The organism is Sediminicola luteus, assembly GCF_002514735.1.
In the GTDB taxonomy this organism is placed as follows: Bacteria; Bacteroidota; Bacteroidia; order Flavobacteriales; family Flavobacteriaceae; genus HQA918.
The window spans coordinates 587,033-608,452 of the sequence record NZ_NBWU01000004.1 but is presented as its reverse complement, the minus strand read 5'-3'; the positions used below and the strand labels follow the sequence as shown (position 1 = coordinate 608,452).

At 44.4% G+C, this 21,420-nt stretch carries 15 protein-coding genes; 5 read left to right on the top strand and 10 right to left on the bottom strand.

The window, feature by feature from the left end:
• From B7P33_RS14990 to B7P33_RS14975, 4 genes are all read left to right on the top strand, one after another.
• Positions 1–1,290, top strand: a complete 1,290-nt coding sequence (locus B7P33_RS14990; protein WP_097442833.1) for a DEAD/DEAH box helicase — start codon at positions 1–3, stop codon at positions 1,288–1,290.
• A 155-nt stretch (positions 1,291–1,445) separates the two neighbouring features.
• Positions 1,446–2,537: a sensor histidine kinase gene (locus B7P33_RS14985; RefSeq protein ID WP_097442832.1), complete on the top strand. Its 1,092-nt coding sequence runs from the start codon at positions 1,446–1,448 to the stop codon at positions 2,535–2,537.
• Positions 2,521–3,264 (top strand): LytR/AlgR family response regulator transcription factor, encoded by a 744-nt coding sequence (locus B7P33_RS14980; RefSeq protein WP_097442830.1) that lies wholly within the window; start codon positions 2,521–2,523, stop codon positions 3,262–3,264. Before B7P33_RS14985 ends, B7P33_RS14980 begins: the two co-directional genes overlap by 17 nt.
• A 314-nt stretch (positions 3,265–3,578) precedes the next feature.
• Entirely contained in the window at positions 3,579–5,792 is a 2,214-nt protein-coding gene (locus tag B7P33_RS14975) for a carbohydrate binding family 9 domain-containing protein (RefSeq protein WP_097442828.1), read from the top strand.
• Here B7P33_RS14975 and B7P33_RS14970 read toward each other — a convergent pair.
• From B7P33_RS14970 to B7P33_RS14925, 10 genes are all read right to left on the bottom strand, one after another.
• Entirely contained in the window at positions 5,787–7,559 is a 1,773-nt protein-coding gene (locus B7P33_RS14970) for a PAS domain-containing hybrid sensor histidine kinase/response regulator (RefSeq protein WP_097442826.1), read from the bottom strand. The genes B7P33_RS14975 and B7P33_RS14970 overlap by 6 nt on opposite strands.
• A gap of 5 nt (positions 7,560–7,564) precedes the next feature.
• Positions 7,565–8,695: an FIST signal transduction protein gene (locus B7P33_RS14965; protein WP_172435962.1), complete on the bottom strand. Its 1,131-nt coding sequence runs from the start codon at positions 8,693–8,695 to the stop codon at positions 7,565–7,567.
• 378 nt (positions 8,696–9,073) lie between these two features.
• Entirely contained in the window at positions 9,074–10,465 is a 1,392-nt protein-coding gene (locus B7P33_RS14960; RefSeq protein WP_097442823.1) for an arylsulfatase, read from the bottom strand.
• Positions 10,466–10,467: 2 nt separating this feature from the next.
• Complete coding sequence (locus B7P33_RS14955) at positions 10,468–11,910, bottom strand: sulfatase (RefSeq protein ID WP_141402495.1); 1,443 nt, start codon at positions 11,908–11,910, stop codon at positions 10,468–10,470.
• A complete protein-coding gene (locus B7P33_RS14950) occupies positions 11,907–13,400 on the bottom strand; it encodes a sulfatase family protein (RefSeq protein ID WP_172435961.1) in 1,494 nt (497 codons plus the stop codon). The genes B7P33_RS14955 and B7P33_RS14950 overlap by 4 nt, the downstream gene beginning before the upstream one ends.
• A 19-nt stretch (positions 13,401–13,419) precedes the next feature.
• Positions 13,420–14,985 (bottom strand): sulfatase family protein, encoded by a 1,566-nt coding sequence (locus tag B7P33_RS14945; protein WP_097442818.1) that lies wholly within the window; start codon positions 14,983–14,985, stop codon positions 13,420–13,422.
• 17 nt (positions 14,986–15,002) lie between these two features.
• Complete coding sequence (locus B7P33_RS14940) at positions 15,003–16,481, bottom strand: sulfatase (protein ID WP_216359392.1); 1,479 nt, start codon at positions 16,479–16,481, stop codon at positions 15,003–15,005.
• A gap of 159 nt (positions 16,482–16,640) precedes the next feature.
• Complete coding sequence (locus B7P33_RS14935) at positions 16,641–17,036, bottom strand: winged helix-turn-helix transcriptional regulator (RefSeq protein ID WP_245871807.1); 396 nt, start codon at positions 17,034–17,036, stop codon at positions 16,641–16,643.
• Positions 17,037–17,134: 98 nt separating this feature from the next.
• Positions 17,135–18,895, bottom strand: coding sequence for a PAS domain-containing hybrid sensor histidine kinase/response regulator (locus B7P33_RS14930; protein WP_097442816.1), 1,761 nt, complete (start codon positions 18,893–18,895; stop codon positions 17,135–17,137).
• A gap of 190 nt (positions 18,896–19,085) precedes the next feature.
• A complete protein-coding gene (locus B7P33_RS14925) occupies positions 19,086–20,213 on the bottom strand; it encodes an FIST signal transduction protein (protein ID WP_097443044.1) in 1,128 nt (375 codons plus the stop codon).
• A gap of 288 nt (positions 20,214–20,501) precedes the next feature.
• Between B7P33_RS14925 and B7P33_RS14920 the strand changes: the two genes are divergently transcribed.
• Entirely contained in the window at positions 20,502–21,290 is a 789-nt protein-coding gene (locus B7P33_RS14920; RefSeq protein ID WP_097443042.1) for a tRNA pseudouridine synthase A, read from the top strand.
• The last annotated feature ends 130 nt before the right edge of the window (positions 21,291–21,420 follow it).

Here is a 21,420-nt window from a genome sequence, read left to right as displayed (position 1 = left end):
ATGAAATTTACTTCCTTCGATTTAAAATCACAAATACTTAAGGCCTTAGAAGAAAAAGGCTATGTAGAACCAACACCGATCCAGGCCCAAGCGATCCCCTTGGTATTAAAAGGCCACGATATTTTAGGTGTGGCCCAGACCGGCACGGGCAAAACCGCTGCTTTTTCCTTACCCATCCTACAGCGTATGTATGATATGCGGTTGGGTATTGGCCCGGCAAAGATTTCTACCTTGATCGTTACCCCAACCCGGGAGTTGGCCATACAGATCGATGAGAACATAGCAGCTTATAGTAAGCATTTACCCTTTAAACATGCTGTTATTTTTGGTGGGGTTAAGCAAGGGAGGCAAGTGGAACAACTAAAACGAGGGGTTCATATATTGGTGGCGACCCCAGGTCGTTTGTTAGATCTTATGGATCAGGGTTATATTAGTTTAGACGATATCAAGATTTTTGTTTTGGATGAGGCCGATCGTATGTTGGATATGGGCTTTATCCACGATATCAAAAGACTGTTGAAGGTAATCCCCAAAAAACGGCAATCGCTCTTCTTTTCAGCGACCATGCCCGATAATATCAAGGCCCTTTCGAACCAGATATTACATCACCCGAAAAAGGTTGAAGTAACCCCGGTATCGAGTACAGCCGAGACGATCCAACAATATGTATACTTCACCAATAAATCGCTAAAAAAGCAGTTGTTACTGCATATTTTAGAGTCCCGCAATATTCAGCAGGTATTATTGTTCAGCCGTACCAAACATGGGGCCGACCGTATCGCAAGGGATTTAAAGAAGAAACGCATAGATGCGGCCGCTATACATGGCGATAAGGCCCAAAATCAGCGCCAACGTGCCTTAAAGGCCTTTAAGGAAGGCCAGCTCAGGGTGTTGGTGGCTACCGATATTGCCGCTAGGGGAATCGATATCGACAAGCTGCAATATGTTATCAATTTTGATGTGCCCGATGTGCCCGAAACTTATATTCACCGTATCGGAAGGTCGGGTAGGGCCGGGGAAGCCGGGGTAGCCATCTCTATGTCAGAACCCGAAGAGAATGCACACATCAAAAAAATCGAGCGTTTGAGCAAGAAGCGAATCGATGTGGTGAACGACCATCCTTTTCCGCAGACCGATAAACCCATGACCGAAGCCGAGAAAAAGGAATGGAACAAAGAAAAACAAAGAAGAAAGCAAGAGTTTTTCGCCAACAGGAAGAAAAAACGGGAAGGCGGAGCCCCGAACACCAATAAAAACAGAAATCAAGGCCGATCCAGAGGTAGACGTTGATGTATTGATTGAGGTAGCTTTCCCCCTTTTACCAAGCCTTTTTTACCAAAACCTTTTGTTAATGGTTGTTTCCCGACCGAATACTGACGTATCCGGTTTTAATTGGTAAACTTTTAAGCGAATTCGTACTTTCACTTTGGTATTAAGGCGAATATATGCTAGAGCGGATTATTGACGGTAAATACAGATTAGGGTATCACCTAATTTTTTGGGTGGTATATGTAGCCCTATATACCGTTATGTGGGGTGGTTACGATGATAATTATTGGGAAGAGTGCCAGCAAATACTATTCTTATTACCCACCCAGATCGTTCCCACCTATATAACCTTGTATTACCTAATGCCTCGTTTTCTTTATCGGAAAAAAACGGGATTGTTTATCCTATGGTCACTGGTGTTGACGGTTGTCATGGCATTGATATACCGTTATTTGAACTGGGCTTTTTTATACCATTGGTTCAATCCGGAAAACGAATATTGGAAAACCCCGGTATGGTACCTGCCCAAGGTAATGCACTCCCTGATACAGGTGTACTATCCCATTTTCGTGGCCATGGCTATAAAACTTCAACTGTTTTATTATGCCAAGGATAAACGTAACAAAGAATTGGAAAAGGAAAAGGTGGCCACCGAACTCAAATTTTTAAAATCGCAGATACATCCCCATTTTTTATTCAATACCCTGAATAGCATTTATTCGTTATCGCTTTCCAAATCAGATAAAACGCCCAAGGCTGTTTTGGGCCTCTCCAAGTTTATGGACTATATGCTGTACGAATGCAATGATCGTTTTATAAGTATTGGTCGCGAGTGGGAACAATTGATGAATTTGGTAGAGTTGGAAAGGCTGCGGTATAGCGATTCGTTGACTATAAACACCAACAAAACGATCGACCGTCCCGATGCCCTCATTCCGGCCCTGCTATTGTTACCCTTTGTAGAAAACGCCTTTAAACATGGGGTTGATTCGGAGTTGGACGATTCTTGGATACATATTAATCTCTCACTACAACAATATCAGCTCAATTTTTTGGTCGAAAATAGCCGTACCCCCAAGTTAGAAGGAAAGAAAGATTTGGATACGGACAAGAATATTGGACTTAAAAATGTGAAACGCAGATTACAGCTGTTTTATCCCGATAGGCACAATCTCCGTATATTGGAAGAAGCGGAGAGTTTTTTGGTAAAACTGGAAATTGACCTGGGAAAACTTCCGGAAACTTGGATCGATGGGAAAACAAACTAAGATAAAATGCATTATCGTAGACGATGAGCCTTTGGCCCGCGATGTCTTGGAGCAATATGCCCAAGAAATGGATCAATTGGAGGTAGTGGCTAGTTGTGGTAATGCTTTAGAGGCCTTTAAACATATTCAAGAAGGCGGTATCGATTTGGTTTTTCTCGATATCAAAATGCCGAAGTTAAATGGTTTGGAGCTATTGCAATCCCTTAAAAATCCGCCCTTGGTGGTTTTTACCACGGCTTATAGGGAATATGCCATTCAGGCCTTTGAGCTCGATGCGATCGATTATCTTTTAAAGCCCATATCCCTCACCCGATTTTTGAAGACCGTAGCCAAGGCCCATCGGTTTTTATGTGGACAAACCCACCCAGCTTTTGAACCGCTGGCAGACCCACCTACAGAAGAAGAACCACAAGATAAGGCCACGATCTACATTAAATCGGATCGTAAGGTGGTTAAACTGGATCTGACCCAGATATATTATCTAGAAAGCCTAAACGATAAAGTACTTGTTCATGTACAGGGCCGTGAAGTCAGTACCAATCAGCGGATCAGTTATTTGGAGGAAAAATTACCCAAACCCCGCTTTGTACGTATCCACCGCTCTTTTATCGTGGCCTTGGATAAGGTAAATGCCTACAACAACATTATGGTTGAGGTAGATGGTAGGGAGTTGCCCATTGGCCGCAATTACCGTAGCCATGCCTTGGAATTGCTTCGGGCGCATTGAAATCATTGATTTTTTTTAGGGATTACCTTCTGTGGAATTGGAATACTTCTTTTTTAAAGTTTTGTTTGTAGCTTAGACAGTGGCTTATATAATACGGGGTTTACCGGCCAAGTTTCTTAAGCTTTTCCAAATACCGGTCAAAGCCTTGTTAAGCAATCCTTAAAATAGAGGTTAACGACCTATTCTTCCCGGTTTCGACATTAAAGCGCCCTTAAATGCTTTTTACCCAGTAAAGTATGTCGAAATAGAAAATCACTTGTTTAGGCAGGTTTGGCGGTATTACTTTGGGGTATCATCAAAAAACGGACAGTCTTATGAAGTACCTCCCATGGCTTTTTTTGGGCCTGCCCATCGTACTGTTTTCCCAGAACTTTACGAATGACACCAAAAGCCGATTTCGGTACCCTATCAAAAAAACGACGCAGACCATGACACTGGATGGTGAGGTAGGGCCCAAAGAATGGGAGAGTCATAAGGCCGTTAGCAATTTCTTCAACCATTGGCCCACAGATTTAGGGCAAGCTAAAAACCAGACCGAGGTAAAAATGACCTACGACGATACCCATGTGTATCTCTTGGCCAAATGTTACGATACCGAATCGCGTATTGTACAGTCGTTGGTACGTGACAACAACGATAATTATTGGGGCAGTGATAACTTTAGTTTGGTGTTCGACCCCATAGGTTCTAAGCAAAACGGCTTCTTTTTCGGGGTTACCGCCGGGGGTGCCGAGATGGAAGCGACCTTGGCCATTGAAGAGGGCAATACGTCGCTTTCCGAGAATTGGGATAATAGATGGGCGTCGAAGGTAAAGGAATATGAGGGGTATTGGTTAGTAGAAATGGCCATACCCTTTAAAACCCTGCGCTACGATGCCAATGCGACCGAATGGGGCGTTAACTTTATCCGGGGCGATAAACAGAACAATGCCTATACCACCTGGACCCAATTTCCCATAAATTTCAATGGGATCAGCATGAATTATATGGGTACATTGGTATGGGATGCCCCGCCTAAAAAAGCGGCAGGCATGTTTATCTTTAACCCATACAGTACCCTATCTTCACAACGCGATTATGAAGATGACAATCAAAATTCACCTGATACCCAGATCAATATCGGGGGCGATATAAAAGTGGCCCTATCGAGTAGTTTAAACCTTGATCTGACCTTTTTACCCGATTTTTCGAATGCCGATGTAGACCAGGAGATAACCAATATTACCCGTTTCAATATCTTTCTTCCGGAACAGCGTAATTTTTTTCTGGAGAATAGCGATATCTTTTCGAATTTCGGTAGTTACGACCTAAAACCGTTTTTTTCGCGTAGAATCGGAATTATGGATGGGGAGGCCATACCCATTGATTTTGGGGCCAGATTAACCGGAAACCTTACTAAAAACCTCCGTATTGGGGTAATGGACGTGCAAACCCAACGGGAAGGCGATTTCATACCCCAAAACTATGCCGTAGCTGCTTTTCAGCAAACCTTGCTAAAGCGTTCGGTTTTTAAGGGGATTTTTATCAATAGGCAGGCTACGGCCACCAGCCCAGATGATGAAAAGTACTCAAGAAATGCCGGGTTGGAGTTTACCTATATGTCCGAAGACGGCCGCTTTAATAATAACGTAAAATATCACTTGTCGTTTATGCCCCAAGGTTTTACGAATAACCATTATTACGGCTTTGCCGGCAATTATACGACCAAACGTTTCCGTTCCGGCTGGCAAATAGATGTAGTTGGCGAAAACTATATTACCGAAGTAGGAGTAAATCCCCGCCTTGAAAATTATAATGCCGAAACCGAAGAAACGGTCCGATTGGGTTATACCTTGATCAATCCTTGGTTTCGCTATTTGACCTTTTCAAAAGACGATAACAGCAAGATTAATTACCACGGGTGGCGTACTTGGCATATGTTATACCTGAATTCCGATGGCACATTTAACGAAACCATGAACAATTTGGCCTATGATTTCGAGTTTAGGAATACCGCTAGTTTAAGCTTAATATCGCGCTATAGGAAGGTAAATCTAATGTTTCCCACCGCTTTGATCGGTGACGATTTCGAACCCTTGCCCCTGGGCGATTATGAGTTTGCCCGATTTGATCTTATGTATAGTGCCGATACTCGGAAACAATTCGTATGGAGCACTAATATGGGGTATGGTAGTTTTTACAATGGAACCAGGTTAAATGCCATGTTAGAAGGAAATATCCGATTTCAGCCTTGGGGTAGGTTTGGTATCACCTATAACTACAATGATATAAAACTGGCCGAGGGTTATGGTGCCAATAAATTGCATTTGGTACGCTTTAATGCCGATATCGGTTTTTCCAATAAACTATCCTGGAAGAATGTGGTACAATACAATTCGCAATCCGAGAATTTTAGTGCATTCTCTCGCTTGCAATGGCGTTATAGGCCCATGTCGGATATTTTTCTGATCTATAACGAAAACCACGATACCAACGGCTTCGGTATAAAAAACCGTTCGTTAGTCTTAAAAATGACCTATTGGTTATAGGTGCCTTACCTTATCGGTCGCCACCGTATTCCTGTTTACAATATTCAGTAAATTCTTTTTAAGTTCACTTGGGTCAAAAGGTTTCCGAATTAAACCATTAAGCCCATATTCATTAAGCTTGTGGTTTATATCCATACCACAAGAAGCCGATAAGGCGTAAATGGGAATACTATTGTTCTTAGAGTTCAGACTCTGTCGTATGGCCCTGGTTGCGTCGTAGCCGTTCATTACTGGCATTTGAAGGTCCATTAAAATTAGGTCGTAGTTCTGGGTCATGGCCTTTTCTAAGGCGAGTAGGCCATTCTCAACAATATCGAAGGATACCCCCCAGTTTTTCATCAACTTTTTTATGATCAATGTATTTACCCTATTATCTTCCGCGATAAGAATACGGCAGTTTTCCATTGTGGTCTTGATCATTGGGTAATCTTCATGTACCTCAATATTTCGTAGATGATCTTGTGATTCCGGTAGGTTCAGAATAATATCGAAAGAAAAAACCGAACCTTTACCCAAATTACTTTCTACACCTAATTGGCTGCCCATGAGTTCTAAGAGTTCTTTACAAATGGCTAAACCGAGTCCGGTGCCCCCATATTTTCGGGTGGTATCTAAATTGGCCTGGACAAAGGAGTGGAATATCTTTTCGATCTTTTGGTTTGAGATGCCTATTCCGGTATCCGAGACCTTAAAGCGCAAAGGTTGCCCTTGCCCTTGATGTTTAATAGTTTCTACCTCTACCAGAACCGAGCCATGTTCCGTGAATTTTATGGCATTGCCTATTAAGTTAGTCAGGATTTGGGAGATTCGAGTGGCATCGCCTAAAAATAAGTCAGGTAGATCGTGGTCTGTACGTATATTAAAAGCAATATTCTTTTGTTGTGCCCTATGCTGAAAGATGCTTTTCATACCTGTTAGAATGCAGTCTAGACTAAATTCAGCTTCTTCTAAATTCAGGTTGCCCGAGGTAATTTTATTATAATCGAGTATGTCGGTAACCAAGCTCAATAAGTGCTCAGATGAATACTTTAAGGCGGTAAGGTTTTCCATCTGTTCCGGTTTAGGGTTTTCTGCCAACAAGAGGTGGCTTAACCCAATGACTCCGTGTAATGGGGTACGGATTTCGTGCGACATGGTACTTAAAAACTGGTCTTTGGCCCTGTTGGCCAGGGTTTCTTTCTCTTTGGCACGGATTAGAGCGAATTCGGTTTCCTTTAAATTGGTTATGTCTACGATAGTGCCGATATAACCTTCGATTCTACCGGTTTCGTCATAAATGGCCTTTACTGAAAAATCGCACCATTTTTCCGGACCACAAGAAGGCTTGCAGGCTGTTTTTAAATTGTAGGTTTTTGGCCCGGCCAATTGAATGGCCATTAGGTCAATAATGGGATTTCCTGAACCATCGGTTAGGTGTTGGGTACAAGGTTGTCCCAAACAATCGGCAACACTACATCCTGTGAGTTGTTCCCATGCCGGGTTTAGGTACGACCAATAGCCATTGAGGTCGATTTCAAAAATTACCTCTTTGATATTGCCGGCAACACGTTCCAGTTGACTACTGATGGCCTGCATATTATGCTTTAATAGTTTATTGGTCTGGAACAATTCTTTAGAACTTTTCTCTAGAATGGTCTCAATATGGTATATATCGCTTTCAAAGGATCGGTATGCCGAATCGATATGATCTAAAAATGGCCCGATCTCTTTCAAGGTAGATTCGGAAAGCTTGGCCTTAAGTATTTGTCGCTTCAATAATCTGTGCATAGTCCTCAATCTTCTGAAATAGTTGTAATACTCATGGTTTGGTTGTGTAGGTCACAAGGCGATTCTTTGTCAAAGGGGGCGATTTCACCATACGAATAAAACCCTGTGGTTTTCGCTACATTTCCAAATACTTCCTTTACGGCTTCCACCTCTTCTTCAACCAATTGATCCATGACCATTTTACGGCCAACACAACTGAACAAAAAAGCCAGCTGTGGCTCTGAATGACCGTTTTCTTTGGCCACTTCGGCCGATTTTGCCGCACCCTGGATCAATCTATCGGTATTGGCTTTCATAAGACGTACATAGGATCTTTGAGGAATGTTACCAGCAAAGGTCAAACTCTGTTCTTCTTCATTAATTCCCAATATAGTACGTATAACCGGGCGTTTACCCGCCTCGTCCCGCATGCTTAACGGAAATAGGAGTGCCGACCCAGGTAGATTTTTGGCCTGCTCCCCTAAAAATGATTTATAGAGTGCCAAAGCAGGTTTGCCATCTAACTCGTATAATTTGTTGGTTTCGGATCGGGTAACCAAACGTTCGATGCCAAAACTGTCCCAGCCCGAGTGGGAACCAAAACCTACATTTAAATGATTACTATAAAGTCCAAGGGCCACCAAGGTCTTAAATTGGGCCCCAGCCTTGGTAATTACGAAGGTATTGTTAAAGCGGGTACCATCTGCAGCTAGGGCACCGGTAACCGTTGTCAAAGGTGGTGCTTGGGCCCGTAGGCCGCGTACCAGTTCACCCCCATTGATGTTAAGGCCGTCACTGAACAAAAGAATATGCTTTAAGTCGGGGCGTTTTAACCTGTCGGTAACTTGTTGCCCTATTTTAAAGGAATCACCCTCGTAAGCCTCTAAAGATTCGGTAATGATTTTTAAACGGGTACGGTTAAAACGAACGGCAGTTAAGGCAATACTGGTATCATGTACTTGGTTGTCCAATATTTCGCCGGCGGTAGAGCAGCCGATGAATTCGGCCCCGGGAAACTTATCCGTTAATTTTTCATGAAGTTTATTGTACCCCTGAAAATCGGGGGAAACAAATAAAAAGCAAACATCTGGTCGAAATCCGATCTTAATATCGTCGATGTCTTGTTGTTGGGTCAGGTTGTGCTGATAGATTTCCATATACTGCATTTAATCCATCTGAATCGATACTAGAACATAGCATAGGAATATCTTGTCCAAAGAATACGATTCTCCATAAAATTAACGAAAAATAGTACGTATTCGTATGGATTTTATACCCAGTAGTCGGTAATTTGGCCTTTATGAGCTAGTCTTGCCAGCTATTATTCTTGCTGGTATTAGGCGTAACATTATCCATGAAAACTATCTAATTTTGGGAATGAAAACCAAATCGATTTTTTTGGCTTTTTCCAATTGGTTTTGGCTCTTGTTTTTAGCGAAAAAAAAAGAAAAACGATGAAATTTTGATGCAAATGACAAGAAATTTAGCGTCTTTTAGTTTTCAGGAAAGCTTTTTTTGTGGAGATTATCATCAAATTAGAAGCTCCAATCTGCAACTGGAGATGGGACACGCTTGGTCATAAATTTTCTGATTTTCTTTTCTACCTTCGGGTTTTGTGATGCAATATCGTTTTGTTCAGCGGGGTCGGTTTTAAGATTGAAAAGTTCAAATCTTTGTTCTTTTCCATCCTTGTCGCATATGCGTATACCTTTCCAATCGCCCCAACGAACGGCCTGCCATTTGCGTTTGCGGTCGTGAAATTCCCAATATTTGTATGTTTTCTTGCTACTTTTAGACGGGTTTTTAAGAATGGATAAAAAAGAGGAACCGTTCAGTCTGCTTTTTGGTTTTTCACCTACCAATTCGGCAAGGGTGGGCATTACATCATAAAAGGTGCTAATATGATCCGTTTCTTGACCTGCTGCTATTGTGCCCGGCCATTTTGCTATCATGGGAACCCGAATACCGCCTTCATAGGGATCACGTTTTATACCGCGTAACCCCCCGGAACTGTTAAAGAATTTAGGGTCGCCCCCACCAACATTGTGCGGACCGTTGTCGCTGCTGAAAATTACCAGGGTATTCTCAGTCAAACCTAACTGTTGCAAAAGATCGTTTATGGATTGAATATCGCGATCCATGCGCTGGATCATGCCGGCAAAAGCGGCTTTTGGGGTGGGTTGTTTGTAGTAATGCCCACCTTTATAAGGCGTTTCCGGAAATTGCCCTAAGTAAGTCTGTCTATCGTTTTCCGGTACATCTATATCGGCATGGGGGATGGTATAAGGGAGGTACAAAAAAAAAGGTCTAGATTGGTTCTCTTTGATAAAGGCCTTGGCTTCTTGGGTAAAAAGATCGTGTGAGAACAGGCCTCTTTTCCCTCCTTGATTCTCCGGGATTAATTCTTTTTTTGTATTGCGCCACAAAAAATGGGGATAATAATGATGGGCATTACCTTGATCATTGTAGCCATAAAAGAAATCAAAACCTTTGGCATAGGGGGTACTTGAGGTCCCGGGCCCGCCCAAGCCCCATTTGCCAATGATCCCGGTTACATAACCGGCCCTTTGTAATAATTCGGCTAGGGTTTCTGTTTCGTCCTTTAGGGGGTATTGGCCTTTTCCCCTTCCTATAGATTTGTTTCCCCGAACATCGGCATGGCCCTGATCCATTCCGGTCAATAGGCTGCATCGTGAGGGGGCACAAACCGCTGAACCGGCATAGTGCTGGGTAAAACGAAGACCATTGGCCGCGAGTTGATCAAGCCCCGGGGTGCTGAACTTCTTTTGGCCATAGGAACCTAGGTCGCCATAACCTAGGTCATCGGCCAAAATATAGATGATATTGGGTTTACTGTTTTTTAGCTGCTGCTGATAACCTAGGGCCATTAGTGGAAGCAGTAGGGCCAACCAATATAATTTAAACATGTTCAGTGGAGTTTATATTCTGGGTTTAATTGACTCGGAATCGGGGCATTCACCTGCTTTTGCCATTGGCGTAGGGCCTTTTTTAGCTCCTTTACTATTTCCGGATGCCGTTGGGCCAAGTCTTGACTTTCGCCCAAATCTTTATCCAAATCGTACAATTGGGCACTGGCGGTTTCGTAATCATAAATGAGTTTCCATTGCCCTTTACGAATGGCTGCCGAGGGTACCGCACGCCAGCCCCGTACTAAATCTTCGGGGCGAACCGATCCCCTATAGGCTTCTAAATAGGCCGGAAAATGCCAAAACACCGCTTCCCGATCCAAACGGGTATTGGGGTTTTTAAATAGATCGCTCAGGTCGTGACCATCGAGTTGGTATGTATTGGGATTGCCTCCCGCCATTTTTATGAACGTAGGGAAGAAATCGAGCCCCATGACCACTTCGTCTGAAGCACTTTGGGGCGGAATGGTTCCGGGCATCCATGCGACCATGGGCTCCCTAAAGCCGCCTTCGAACATCGATCCTTTATAACCGCGTAAAGGTTTGTGTTTGGTATAGGCGCCATGCCCGCCATTGTCCGAAAAGAATAGAACCAAGGTATTCCGATCTTGTTCGGTATCCCTCAAGTATTGTAGCAGACGGCCTAAACTGGTGTCCATACTTTCTACCATGGCGGCATATTCGCTATGCCATTCCGAATGGCCTTTCTTTTGTCCGTATTTCGAGACCAAGTCCGGTTTACCTTGAATAGGGGTATGAACCGCGTAATGCGAAAAATATAGGAAAAAAGGTTGTGCATCATTGCTTTCCATAATCCGTAGGGCTTCATCGGTTAACCTATCGGTAAGGTATTCCCCTTCGGGCCCATCAGTGAGTTCCGGATTTTGATACGGACTAAAATAGGTATTGGGGTGTCCTTTATGGGTGCCGGCAATATTATTGTCAAAGCCTTGTCCTTGGGGTAGTGTGGTTGGTGTACCCCCCAAATGCCATTTTCCGATATGATGGGTGGCATAACCTTGCGCTTTTAAGGCCTCGGCCATAGTGGTAAAGGTAGGGGCCAAGCTGGTGGTGTTTTCTATGGGGATCAGTTTTCTGTTTTCTGATTTTCCCCTTGCCGATGAATTTACGGTATACATACCATGTCGTGGGGTGTACAAGCCGGTCATGATGCTGGCCCGGGTTGGGGCACAATTGGGCGCATTGGCATAGGCATTGGTAAAACGCATGCCTTCTTGGGCCATCCGGTCAAGATTTGGGGTCTCGTAAAACGGATTTCCCATATAACCGGGATCCATAGAGCCCATATCGTCTACCAAGAAAAGGATGATGTTGGGTTTTTCCGTTTGGGCATGTAGGGTAAAGGTGTATCCGAATGCCAAGAAACATAGCAGCACGGATATATTCCGAAACCTTTCCGGTGGTATGGTCCGTATCTTTTTCAATGTATCAGTTTGTTGTTCATTAATCGGTTTTTGTCGGCGATTTCCTTGTCCTTGAGCATATAGGCTGCCAAGTATTCTGGGGAATCACGGTGTTCGAATGCCGCTAGGGCAGGGTCGTTGTATTTTTTCATCCATTTTTCGAGCTTTTTGGAGAAGCGGTGCACCTCTTTTTTATACTCCGGTCGGTCTATTAGGTTGTTCAGGGCATTGGGATCTTTTTCCAAATCGTAAAACTCCTCGGTAACCCGGTGTACGAACAAATCTACCCGTGCATTAATATAGGGGTCCGTCTTCGCTGCCTCTTGCATGGCCTTAAAGCTGCGCCCGTGCTGCGATTCGTTTTTGAATACTTTTTTACCATCGGCCCATGGACTGAAAATATACAGGTATTTCCCGTTTTGAACGGCACGCATGGGATACCTTTTTCGAGCGGAGGTCTCATGGAATTGGGTGAAAACATATTCCCGCCCGCTTTGTTTTTTACCCAAAAGAAGCTTTTTAAAACTTTTCCCATCCATTTCCGTCGGACCATCGATATTTAGGATATCCAAAAGGGTGGGCATAAAATCGATTCCGGATATAAAATGTTCCCTATCTACCATGTTGGGGGAAATAACCCCTGGCCACCGCACCATCCATGGGGTTTTGGTACTATTCAAATAACAATTGGTCTTGGCAAAGGGTAGGGCCATACCATGATCCGATAGGAACATGACCAAAGTATTGTCGGCCTCCCCACTTTCTTCTAGGGCTTTTAAGATGGCCCCCACGACATCATCGGCACGACGGACCGAAGAATAATACTCAGCAATTTCTTGCCTTACTTTGGGTATGTCGGGTAAAAAGGCGGGCACCTCGATCTCACTAGGTAAAAAGGTACGGGAGGGTGGGTGGATTTCAATACCGGGCCAGGCTTTTTTTTCTTGATCGCTACCCGAAAAAGGTCGGTGTGGGTCTATGGCATTGGCCATAAGGTAAAAAGGTTTGTCCGATTGCTTAGATCGCTGGATAAAATCACTGACCTCAGAATAATACTTGGAGGGGTCCCGTCCGTAACCCAAATGCTCAACACGTGTTTTAACCACATCCCAAGGGGTATGGGGTTCGGGGGATGAATGGTTTTCCTTACCGAAGACACCGGTGATATAACCAGCTTCTTTTAAAATTTCAATAATAGAGGTTACCTCTTTTTTGGTCTTGTAGAATCCTTCAACACCTGAATGGTGCGGATACATACCCGTGGCCAAGGTGGCCCGCGATGGGGCACATACGGCTATGGTTACGTGGGCATTTTCGAAACGTAACCCTTGGGAGGCCAAGCGGTCTATATTTGGTGTTAAACCGCCTATGGGCGCCCCGTAAACGCCCACGGAATTAAAATTCATATCGTCCGCCGTGATCAATAGAATATTGGGCTGTTTCGGAGGGGCCTTTTGGGCCCAGAGTGTAATCGGTAGCCATAGGCCAAGAAGCAAGACGAATCGGGTCAAGTTTTTTGTTTTTTGGCGGTTACTTGGTTTTTTCGGAAACATAGCGGTCCTCTTTTTGGGATATCTTTCTGTTGTTATGGTAAACGGCACCACGGATTTTTACGAATTCAGAAATCAATTCCTGAAGCTTTTCGGGATGTTCTTTGGCCAAGTTAGTTTGTTGCCCTAGGTCGGTTTTTAAATTATAGAGCTGAAATTCCGTTGAGACCCCGGTTTCTATGTTTACGTTTTTGTTCAGGGCCCAACCGTCGTAGGGCGGAATCATTACCCAATCTCCTTGGCGTAAGGCCGTACGTTTTTGGGCTTCCACGACCAAAGAGGCCCTGCCTTGGCCATTCGCATTCAAAAAAGCATGGCTCATATTGGCACTGTCGGTGTCGCTAGTTTCGCCTCCCACCAAATGGGCCAGGGAATTCAAAAGATCTAGCTGACAGACCAATTCCTCCGATACACCGGGTTGGATTTTACCTTTCCAGTAGGTAATGAATGGTACGCGCGCCCCGGCCTCAAAAAGACTGTACTTACCGCCACGTAAAGGCCCGGCCGGGGCATGGGCACCCAACATTTCTACGGCCTGATCGTAATAGCCATCGTTCAATACCGGGCCATTGTCACTCGAAAAAATGATTAGGGTGTTCTCTAACAGTCCTACTTCCTTTAAGGTATCCATAAATTGGCCCACACACCAATCGGCCTCAACGATAACATCACCACGCGGACCCATACCCGAACTGCCCACAAAACGCGGATGGGGCGTACGGGGTACATGGGGTTGCTGTAATGCATAGTATAAAAAGAAAGGCCGGTCTTTATGGGTGCGGACGTAGGTTTGGGCCTTTTCCAGAAAATGGTCGGCCATATCGACATCTTTCCAATGGGCAGATTTACCGCCTTTGGAGTAGCCGATGCGACCAATACCGTTTATAATGCTTTGATTATGGCCATGATGCCATTTCATGGTCAAAAGTTCCGGATTGTCCTTGCCGGTGGGTTGCCCTTCAAAGTTTTTAAAGTTATCGACATACAAAGGGTCGCCGGGGTCAAGACCCTGCACGTACCCATTTTCTAAATAAACCGTAGGTACCCGATCTTGGGTGGCGGCCATAATATAGGCATAGTCGAAGCCGACTTCGTTTGGCCCCGGACCTACCTTTTGATTCCAGTCGACCGGGCCTTGGCCAAGACCCAAATGCCATTTGCCCACGATGCCGGTATGGTACCCCTTTGTTTTTAGCATTTTAGGAAGTGTCGCCTGTGTCGTATCGATAATCAATGGGGCACTGCCCTTTAAGATTCGGGCATTTTGGTTACGCCACGGATATTCTCCGGTCAGCAGGGCGTATCTGCTCGGGGTACAGGTGGCTGACGAGGCATATCCATTGGTAAAGCGGATGCCGCCCTGGGCCAAGGCATCGAAATTCGGGGTCTTGATCTCGGTGGCCCCATAGGCACCCACATCGCCATAACCCAAGTCATCGAGGTAAATGACAATGATATTCGGTTTTTCGCTTGGAACTGTCTGAGCTTCCGCAAAGAGGGAACCAAGGACTAGGTATAGTAAACTTAGGTGGAATCTTACAGGCATCTACTAATGGTTTTTGGTTATTCGGTTAGGGCACGGAAATACGCATTGAAATTGTACTTCGAAAAAGGGGATAGATCGGCCCAATGTTCTGGTAGGGCTTCCTCCAATACGTTAATGGTTTCCAAATAGTTGCTGTCTTGGGCCAAGTTGCGCCATTCATTCGGATCGGTCTTCATATCGTATAATTCCCTGGATCCATCGGCATAACGGATCAAGCGGAACCTGTGATCTCTAATGGCCAAATTTCCATGGCCATAGAAAGAAAGGGCCGGAAAGGGCCAGATGGTATTGGGCCGCTTTATCAATGGAGCCAGCGAACGCCCGTCTAAATCCGTTTTCTTGGGCAGGCCCGTCAATTCCAAAAGGGTGGGGTAAAGGTCTACCAATTGTACGGGGGCGGTAACGGTTTTATGGGTATGTGTACCGTCTTTTACGATTAATACCGTACGGGTATCGCGTTCCCAAAGGGCCTGTTTGGCAAAACGGTTCTTTTCGCCCAAATGATAGCCATGATCTGACCATAAGGCTACAATGGTATTTTCGGCATGTTCCGATGCCTCCAAACCATTTAATAATTTACCGATTTCATGGTCAACGAAAGCGACACAGGCACTATAGGCCTGTATGATCTTCTTCCATTGGTTTTGGGCTTGCATCTCTTCGGTAGTAGGCATCTGTGGGGCCTCGGTCACCCTTTTGGCGAATGCCGGAATATCGTCATAATCATTCGCGAGGTAAGGCGGTAAAACGATACTGTCCAACGGAAAGCGATCGAACCATTTTTGGGGTACGTACCAGGGCACATGCGGTCGTATATAGCCCACGGCCATAAAAAAAGGTTGGTCTTTGATTTCTTGGAGTTTGGCCAGGGCCCATTGGGTACTTTTATAATCGGGCATAAGGCTATCGTGTTCCGGATAGGCGCCCCAATCGGTCATGGTGTTTCCCTTTTTATGGGCCAATAGGGCCGGGTCGTAATGGAACCGTGGTGAAACCCGGGGACCATAAAACCCATTTTTACCCCCATAGGTGTCAAAGACCTGGGCATTGTCGCCTTGGTGGAAAATTTTCCCTACCCCAAAACTTTGATAACCGTGTTTTTCGAAATAATCGGGTATAAATTCGGCCGTTCGGGCAGCGGGGTTCGATTTTTTGATATCACGATCTTGCAATTGCAGGTAATTGCCTGTGGTAGACGGATACAATCCGGTCATGATACTGGCACGTGAGGGACCGCAAATGGGGGCTTGGCAATGCGCATTGGTAAAGAGTACACCCTGTGCCGCCAAACGGTCGATGTTCGGCGTCGGTATTTGGATACTGCCGTCCATACACGAAACGAAATCGTTCAGATCGTCTATGGCAATCATCAGAACATTTTTGGGCGATTGGCTATAAGCACCCCATCCGAAAAGGCAAATAAGGAGGAGTGTAAACGGAAGTTTAATGTTCATTTTGGGTCGGTTCTCTTTGGCAATGTATTGACTCGAATACACGCCCAAGGTTTAACAGCACCCAAAAAATAGGCAGTTAAACAACCAAACGGTAATAATTTCTACCAAAATGACCCGCTAAAGGCCCAATACCATACCATGACCTCCAAGGGCAATAAATTGGTTGATTGCCAAAGCAGTAGACAAGGACAAGGATTGGTTTTAAAAAAGGCTGGTCTGGCTTTCGTCGACCACTTTCTTTTTTGCTGTTTTCTTTTTCTCGGGTTCAATCAGGCCATCTTCCTTTAACAACTTTTGACCGAATTGCTCGATTTGTTTGATTAGGGGAATGAATTTTTTTCCTTTTTCGGTTATGGCATATTCTACCCGAGGGGGTACTTCGCCAAAAGCTTCGCGGGAAATATATCCATCGGCCAATAAAGACTTGAGTTGGGCACTCAACATTTTATCGGCTATAGGGGGTATCCCTTTTTTCAATTCGCCAAAACGTTTGGGGTTCTGGCGCAAGAACCAAAGGATGCGCATTTTCCAATTGCCACCGATTTTTTCGATGGTGTACTGTATGGGTTCGGGTAGGCTAGTGTTTTTTTCTTCCACAATTCAACGTGTTGGTACCTTGCAAAAATAGAAGGTTCCGATCTACTGTGAAAAAGAAAGTGTTTAGAAATTTGGTGGTCGGTGGTTTTTATAGGCACCTAATCCGTACCCACTTTACAGTTTTTCATAATACCGACCAAGGTGATAAAGAGTTCATCAGGGTCGAAGGGTTTTCCGATGAGTCCATCTAGACCATATTCTAATAGTTTTTCTTGGATATCAGACCCATTGGAAGCGGATAGGGCATAAATGGGGATGTCCTTGTTTTTTCCTTGAACGTTCTCGCGTATGGCCTTACTGGCATCGTAACCGTTCATGACGGGCATTTGAAGATCCATTAGAATAAGATCGTAGGTCTTGGTCATGGCACTCTCCAAGGCTAGCAGTCCATTTTCCACGATTTCGAAATCTACCTGCCACTTTTGCATCAATTTTTTGATGATGAGGATGTTGACCTTATTGTCTTCGGCCAAAAGTATTTTACAATGGGCCAAACTGGCCAAGTCTTCCTCATTTTCGTTCCCAGCGGAAATTCGGGTGTTGGTTGTTGGTTGGTACTCGGGCAATCCTAAGATAAGATCGAAAGAGAAGGTAGAACCTTGCCCCATTTCACTATCAACACGAAGTTGGCTACCCATAAGCTCTAAAAGTCGCGTACAAATGGCCAATCCCAGACCGGTACCGCCATATTTTCGGGTAGTATCTAAACTGGCTTGTTCGAACGATTGGAAAATGGTATGCCTTTTTTCTTTGGGGATACCGATTCCGGTATCGCTTACCTTAAAACGTAAAGGAATGCCTTTACCTTGATGGGCTACCGTCTCAACCTCAATCATTACATGTCCCTTTTGGGTAAATTTAATGGCATTCCCTACTAAATTGGTCAATATTTGAGAGAGCCGTGTGGGATCGCCCATAATACGTGGGGGTAATCGCGGATCGGTTTTGATCACAAAATCGAGGTCTTTTTCCCTGGCCCTATTCTTAAAAATACCTTGTAATCCTTTGAGCACGCCCCTAAGATTGAATTCGGCATGTTCCAGTTTAAGGTTACCCGAGCTTATTTTATTGAAATCGAGTATGTCGGTGACCAAACTCAACAAATGTTCTGAAGAGTATTTTAGTGCCTCTAAATTCTCCATTTGTTCGGGTTTGGGGTCTTCGGCCAATAAAATATGGCTGAGACCTATGACTCCGTGCAATGGCGTACGTATTTCATGCGACATGGTAGAGAGGAACTCGTCTTTGGCCTTGTTGGCCTGGGTCTCCTGCTCCTTGGCCTCGATCAAGGCCAGTTCGGTCTGCTTTAGATTGGTAATATCGACAATGGTACCGATAAAGCCTTCTACCTCACCACCGTCGCCATACATGGCCTTTACCGAAAAGTCGCACCATTTTTTGGCTTCATGCGAGCCGATGCAGGCCGTTTTATTGTTCAGACTGGTAAAAGCCTTGGCCTGGGGTCCCGAAAGGTCAATTATGGGCTGGCCATCCGGACATATCAAATGTTCGGTATAACGTTGGCCAATGCAATCGGATACTTTAAGACCCGTTAAAGACTCCCAAGCCGGATTCAAATATGACCAGCATCCGTTGAGGTCGATTTCAAAAATAACTTCTTTGATATTTCCGGCAACCCGCTCTAACTGACTACTAATGGCTTCCATATGCTGTTGTAGTTGCTTATTTGTATGGAAGAGTTCGGTAGAACTTTGCTCCAAGATGGTCTCAATATGCGAAAGATCATCTTCAAAAGCCGTATAGGCGGCATTGATCTGATCCAAAAACGGAGCGATTTCCGTCAATAAGGATTCAGATAGTGCAGCCTTTTTCAATTGTCTTTTGAGTAATCTGTGCATATTTTGTGGAAACAGCTAAGGACTTTTATTGTAATTCGTGTTGGGTAGAAGAATAATATTTTAGAGAACTATAAACTCGCAGGGCGCCTAAAGATGCAAAAAAAGGCACCCTGAAGTTTATCTATCGTACCAAATCCTTGGGTTAGGTTTTTTTTCGGATTGGTAGTTCTACTGAAAATGAATGTTGTGGTTATTCGGCAAATGAGGTAATGCTCATGGTCTGGTTGTGCAGATCGCAGGGCGAGTCTTTATCAAAGGGCCCTATTTCGCCATAAGAGTAAAACCCGGTCGTATAAATTCCGTCGTCGAAAACCTCCCTTACGGCCTCTACTTCTTCTTCCACCAATTGTTTCATGATTACCTTACGGCCCACGCAACTGAACAAAAAGGCCAGTTGAGGTTCTTCATCGCTGGTTTCCTGGGTAATACGGGCCGATTCGGCGGCACCTTCAATCAGGCGGTCTATATTGGCCTTCATTAAGCGTACATACGAACCTTGGGGAATATTGCCTGCGAAAGTGAGGCTTTGGTCGTCTTCATCGATACCTAAAATGGTTCGTATAACCGGACGTTTGTTTTCTTCGTCGCGCATACTTAATGGGAAGAGTAGGGCGGAACCCGGAAGGTCTTTGGCCTGTTTTCCCAAAAACGATTTATACAACGATAGGGCAGGCTGGCCATCGAGTTCGTACAGCACGTTGTCTTCCGATTTGGTAACATGGCGTTCAATGCCAAAACTGTCCCAACCGGAATGTGAGCCGTAGCCTACCTTAAGATCGGCACCATAGAAACCTATGGCCACCAGCATTTTACTCTGGCATCCATCAGAAGTGATTACGAAGGTATTCCCAAAATCGGTGCCGTCGGCGGCCAGGGCCCCGGTTACCGCAGTATTGGGTTGGTTCAATTCACGCAGTCCACGCACCAGCTCTCCGCCGTTTACATGAAGTCCGTCGCTCAAAAATAGAATATGGCGCAGATCATTGTTTTGTAATTGTTTAGAGACGTCTAACCCAATATCATAAGAGTTTTTACCCTTATCGGTCAAAGAGGCGGTAATGACCTTTATTTTGGTCTTGTCGAATTTTACCGCGGTCAGTGAAAGGCTTTCGTCGTTTACATGATAGCCCGAAATTTCGCCGGCCGTGGAGCAGCCTACCAATTCTGATTGCGGATAACGTTCACGCAAGGCGCTAATGGTATTTTCGCAGGCTTGGAACTTGGGCGAAACGAATAAAAAGAAAATGTCGGGATCAAAGGGGATGTCCATATCCCCTAAGCCGACCTTGTCGGTGAGGTTGTGCTGAAAGATTTCCATAAAATCCAATTTGTTTGGTGCAGGCACATAATAAGGCATAGGATTCCGATATTGGTGCCGGACACAACTATAAAACGGGCTATTTATTCATTTTCGTATCTGTTGCGTATAAAAACCATTGTGATTTGTGCCTTATTTTCATTTCGTTTCTACGGAAAACTGCGGTACGCATTGATTTAACGTCACTGCATAAAAACAATAAGTAAGATTGAAAATATTTTCCTTTTTTAAGGAATAGGGGTTCCATTTTGGTTGGTAATGGACTTCAATCCCTATTTTTACAAACCTATGTTCCGTACCCGATTTCAATATTTGGTTAACATACAGTATTTGGGATTTCGCTATGCCGGTTGGCAAAAACAACCCAAGCAAAAAACCATCGCTGGCATGTTGGATAAAACCCTTCGATTTATTTGGCCAGAGACGACATTTAAGGTGGTAGGGGCCAACCGTACCGATGCCCGGGTATCGTCTTTGGCAGGAGCCTTTTTGCTGATTACCGAGAATTTTGAGATACCTGATTTTCCCACCTTCATTGGAGATATGAATCGAAACCTTCCGGCTGATATACGTATAACCGCTATCGAAAATGCTCCGGAAGACTTTAATATCATTCAGGATGTGGCCGTAAAAGAGTACCGCTATTTGTTTTCGTTCCAAGAGAAACAACATCCCTTTTGTGCCCCGATTATGGCCAACTTTCCCTATCCTTTGAATGTAAAGGCCATGCAAGACGCGGCTTGTGTATTTGTAGGTACCCACGATTTTTCGGCTTTTACCGTACGCGATGCGGTACATAAAGATTGTACCCGAACGGTCTTGGATGCGCATATTGTCCCCAATACTGAATATAGCGCAAACTACTTTCCGAAAGAGAGTTTTTTGTTTCTAGTGAGGGGAAAAGGATTTTTACGGTATCAAATACGAATGATGATGGGGGCTCTGGTACTTCTGGGTAAGGGAGAGCTATCGCAAGAAGAATTGGAAACCATGCTTCGCAACGAAAAGGCTGGGGAACAACATTTTATTGCACCCGGATCCGGACTTTTTTTGGCTGAAATGGAATTCGATCTGTAAAAGGTGAGCATTACAACGATGGTACATCCGGGTTAAAAAGGTGAATAATATTTGCCTAGGAAAAAAGCTTGGTTAAGAAATCTTGATAACTTAGAATCATTTTAAATCGAATAAAACCCTAAATTTGTCA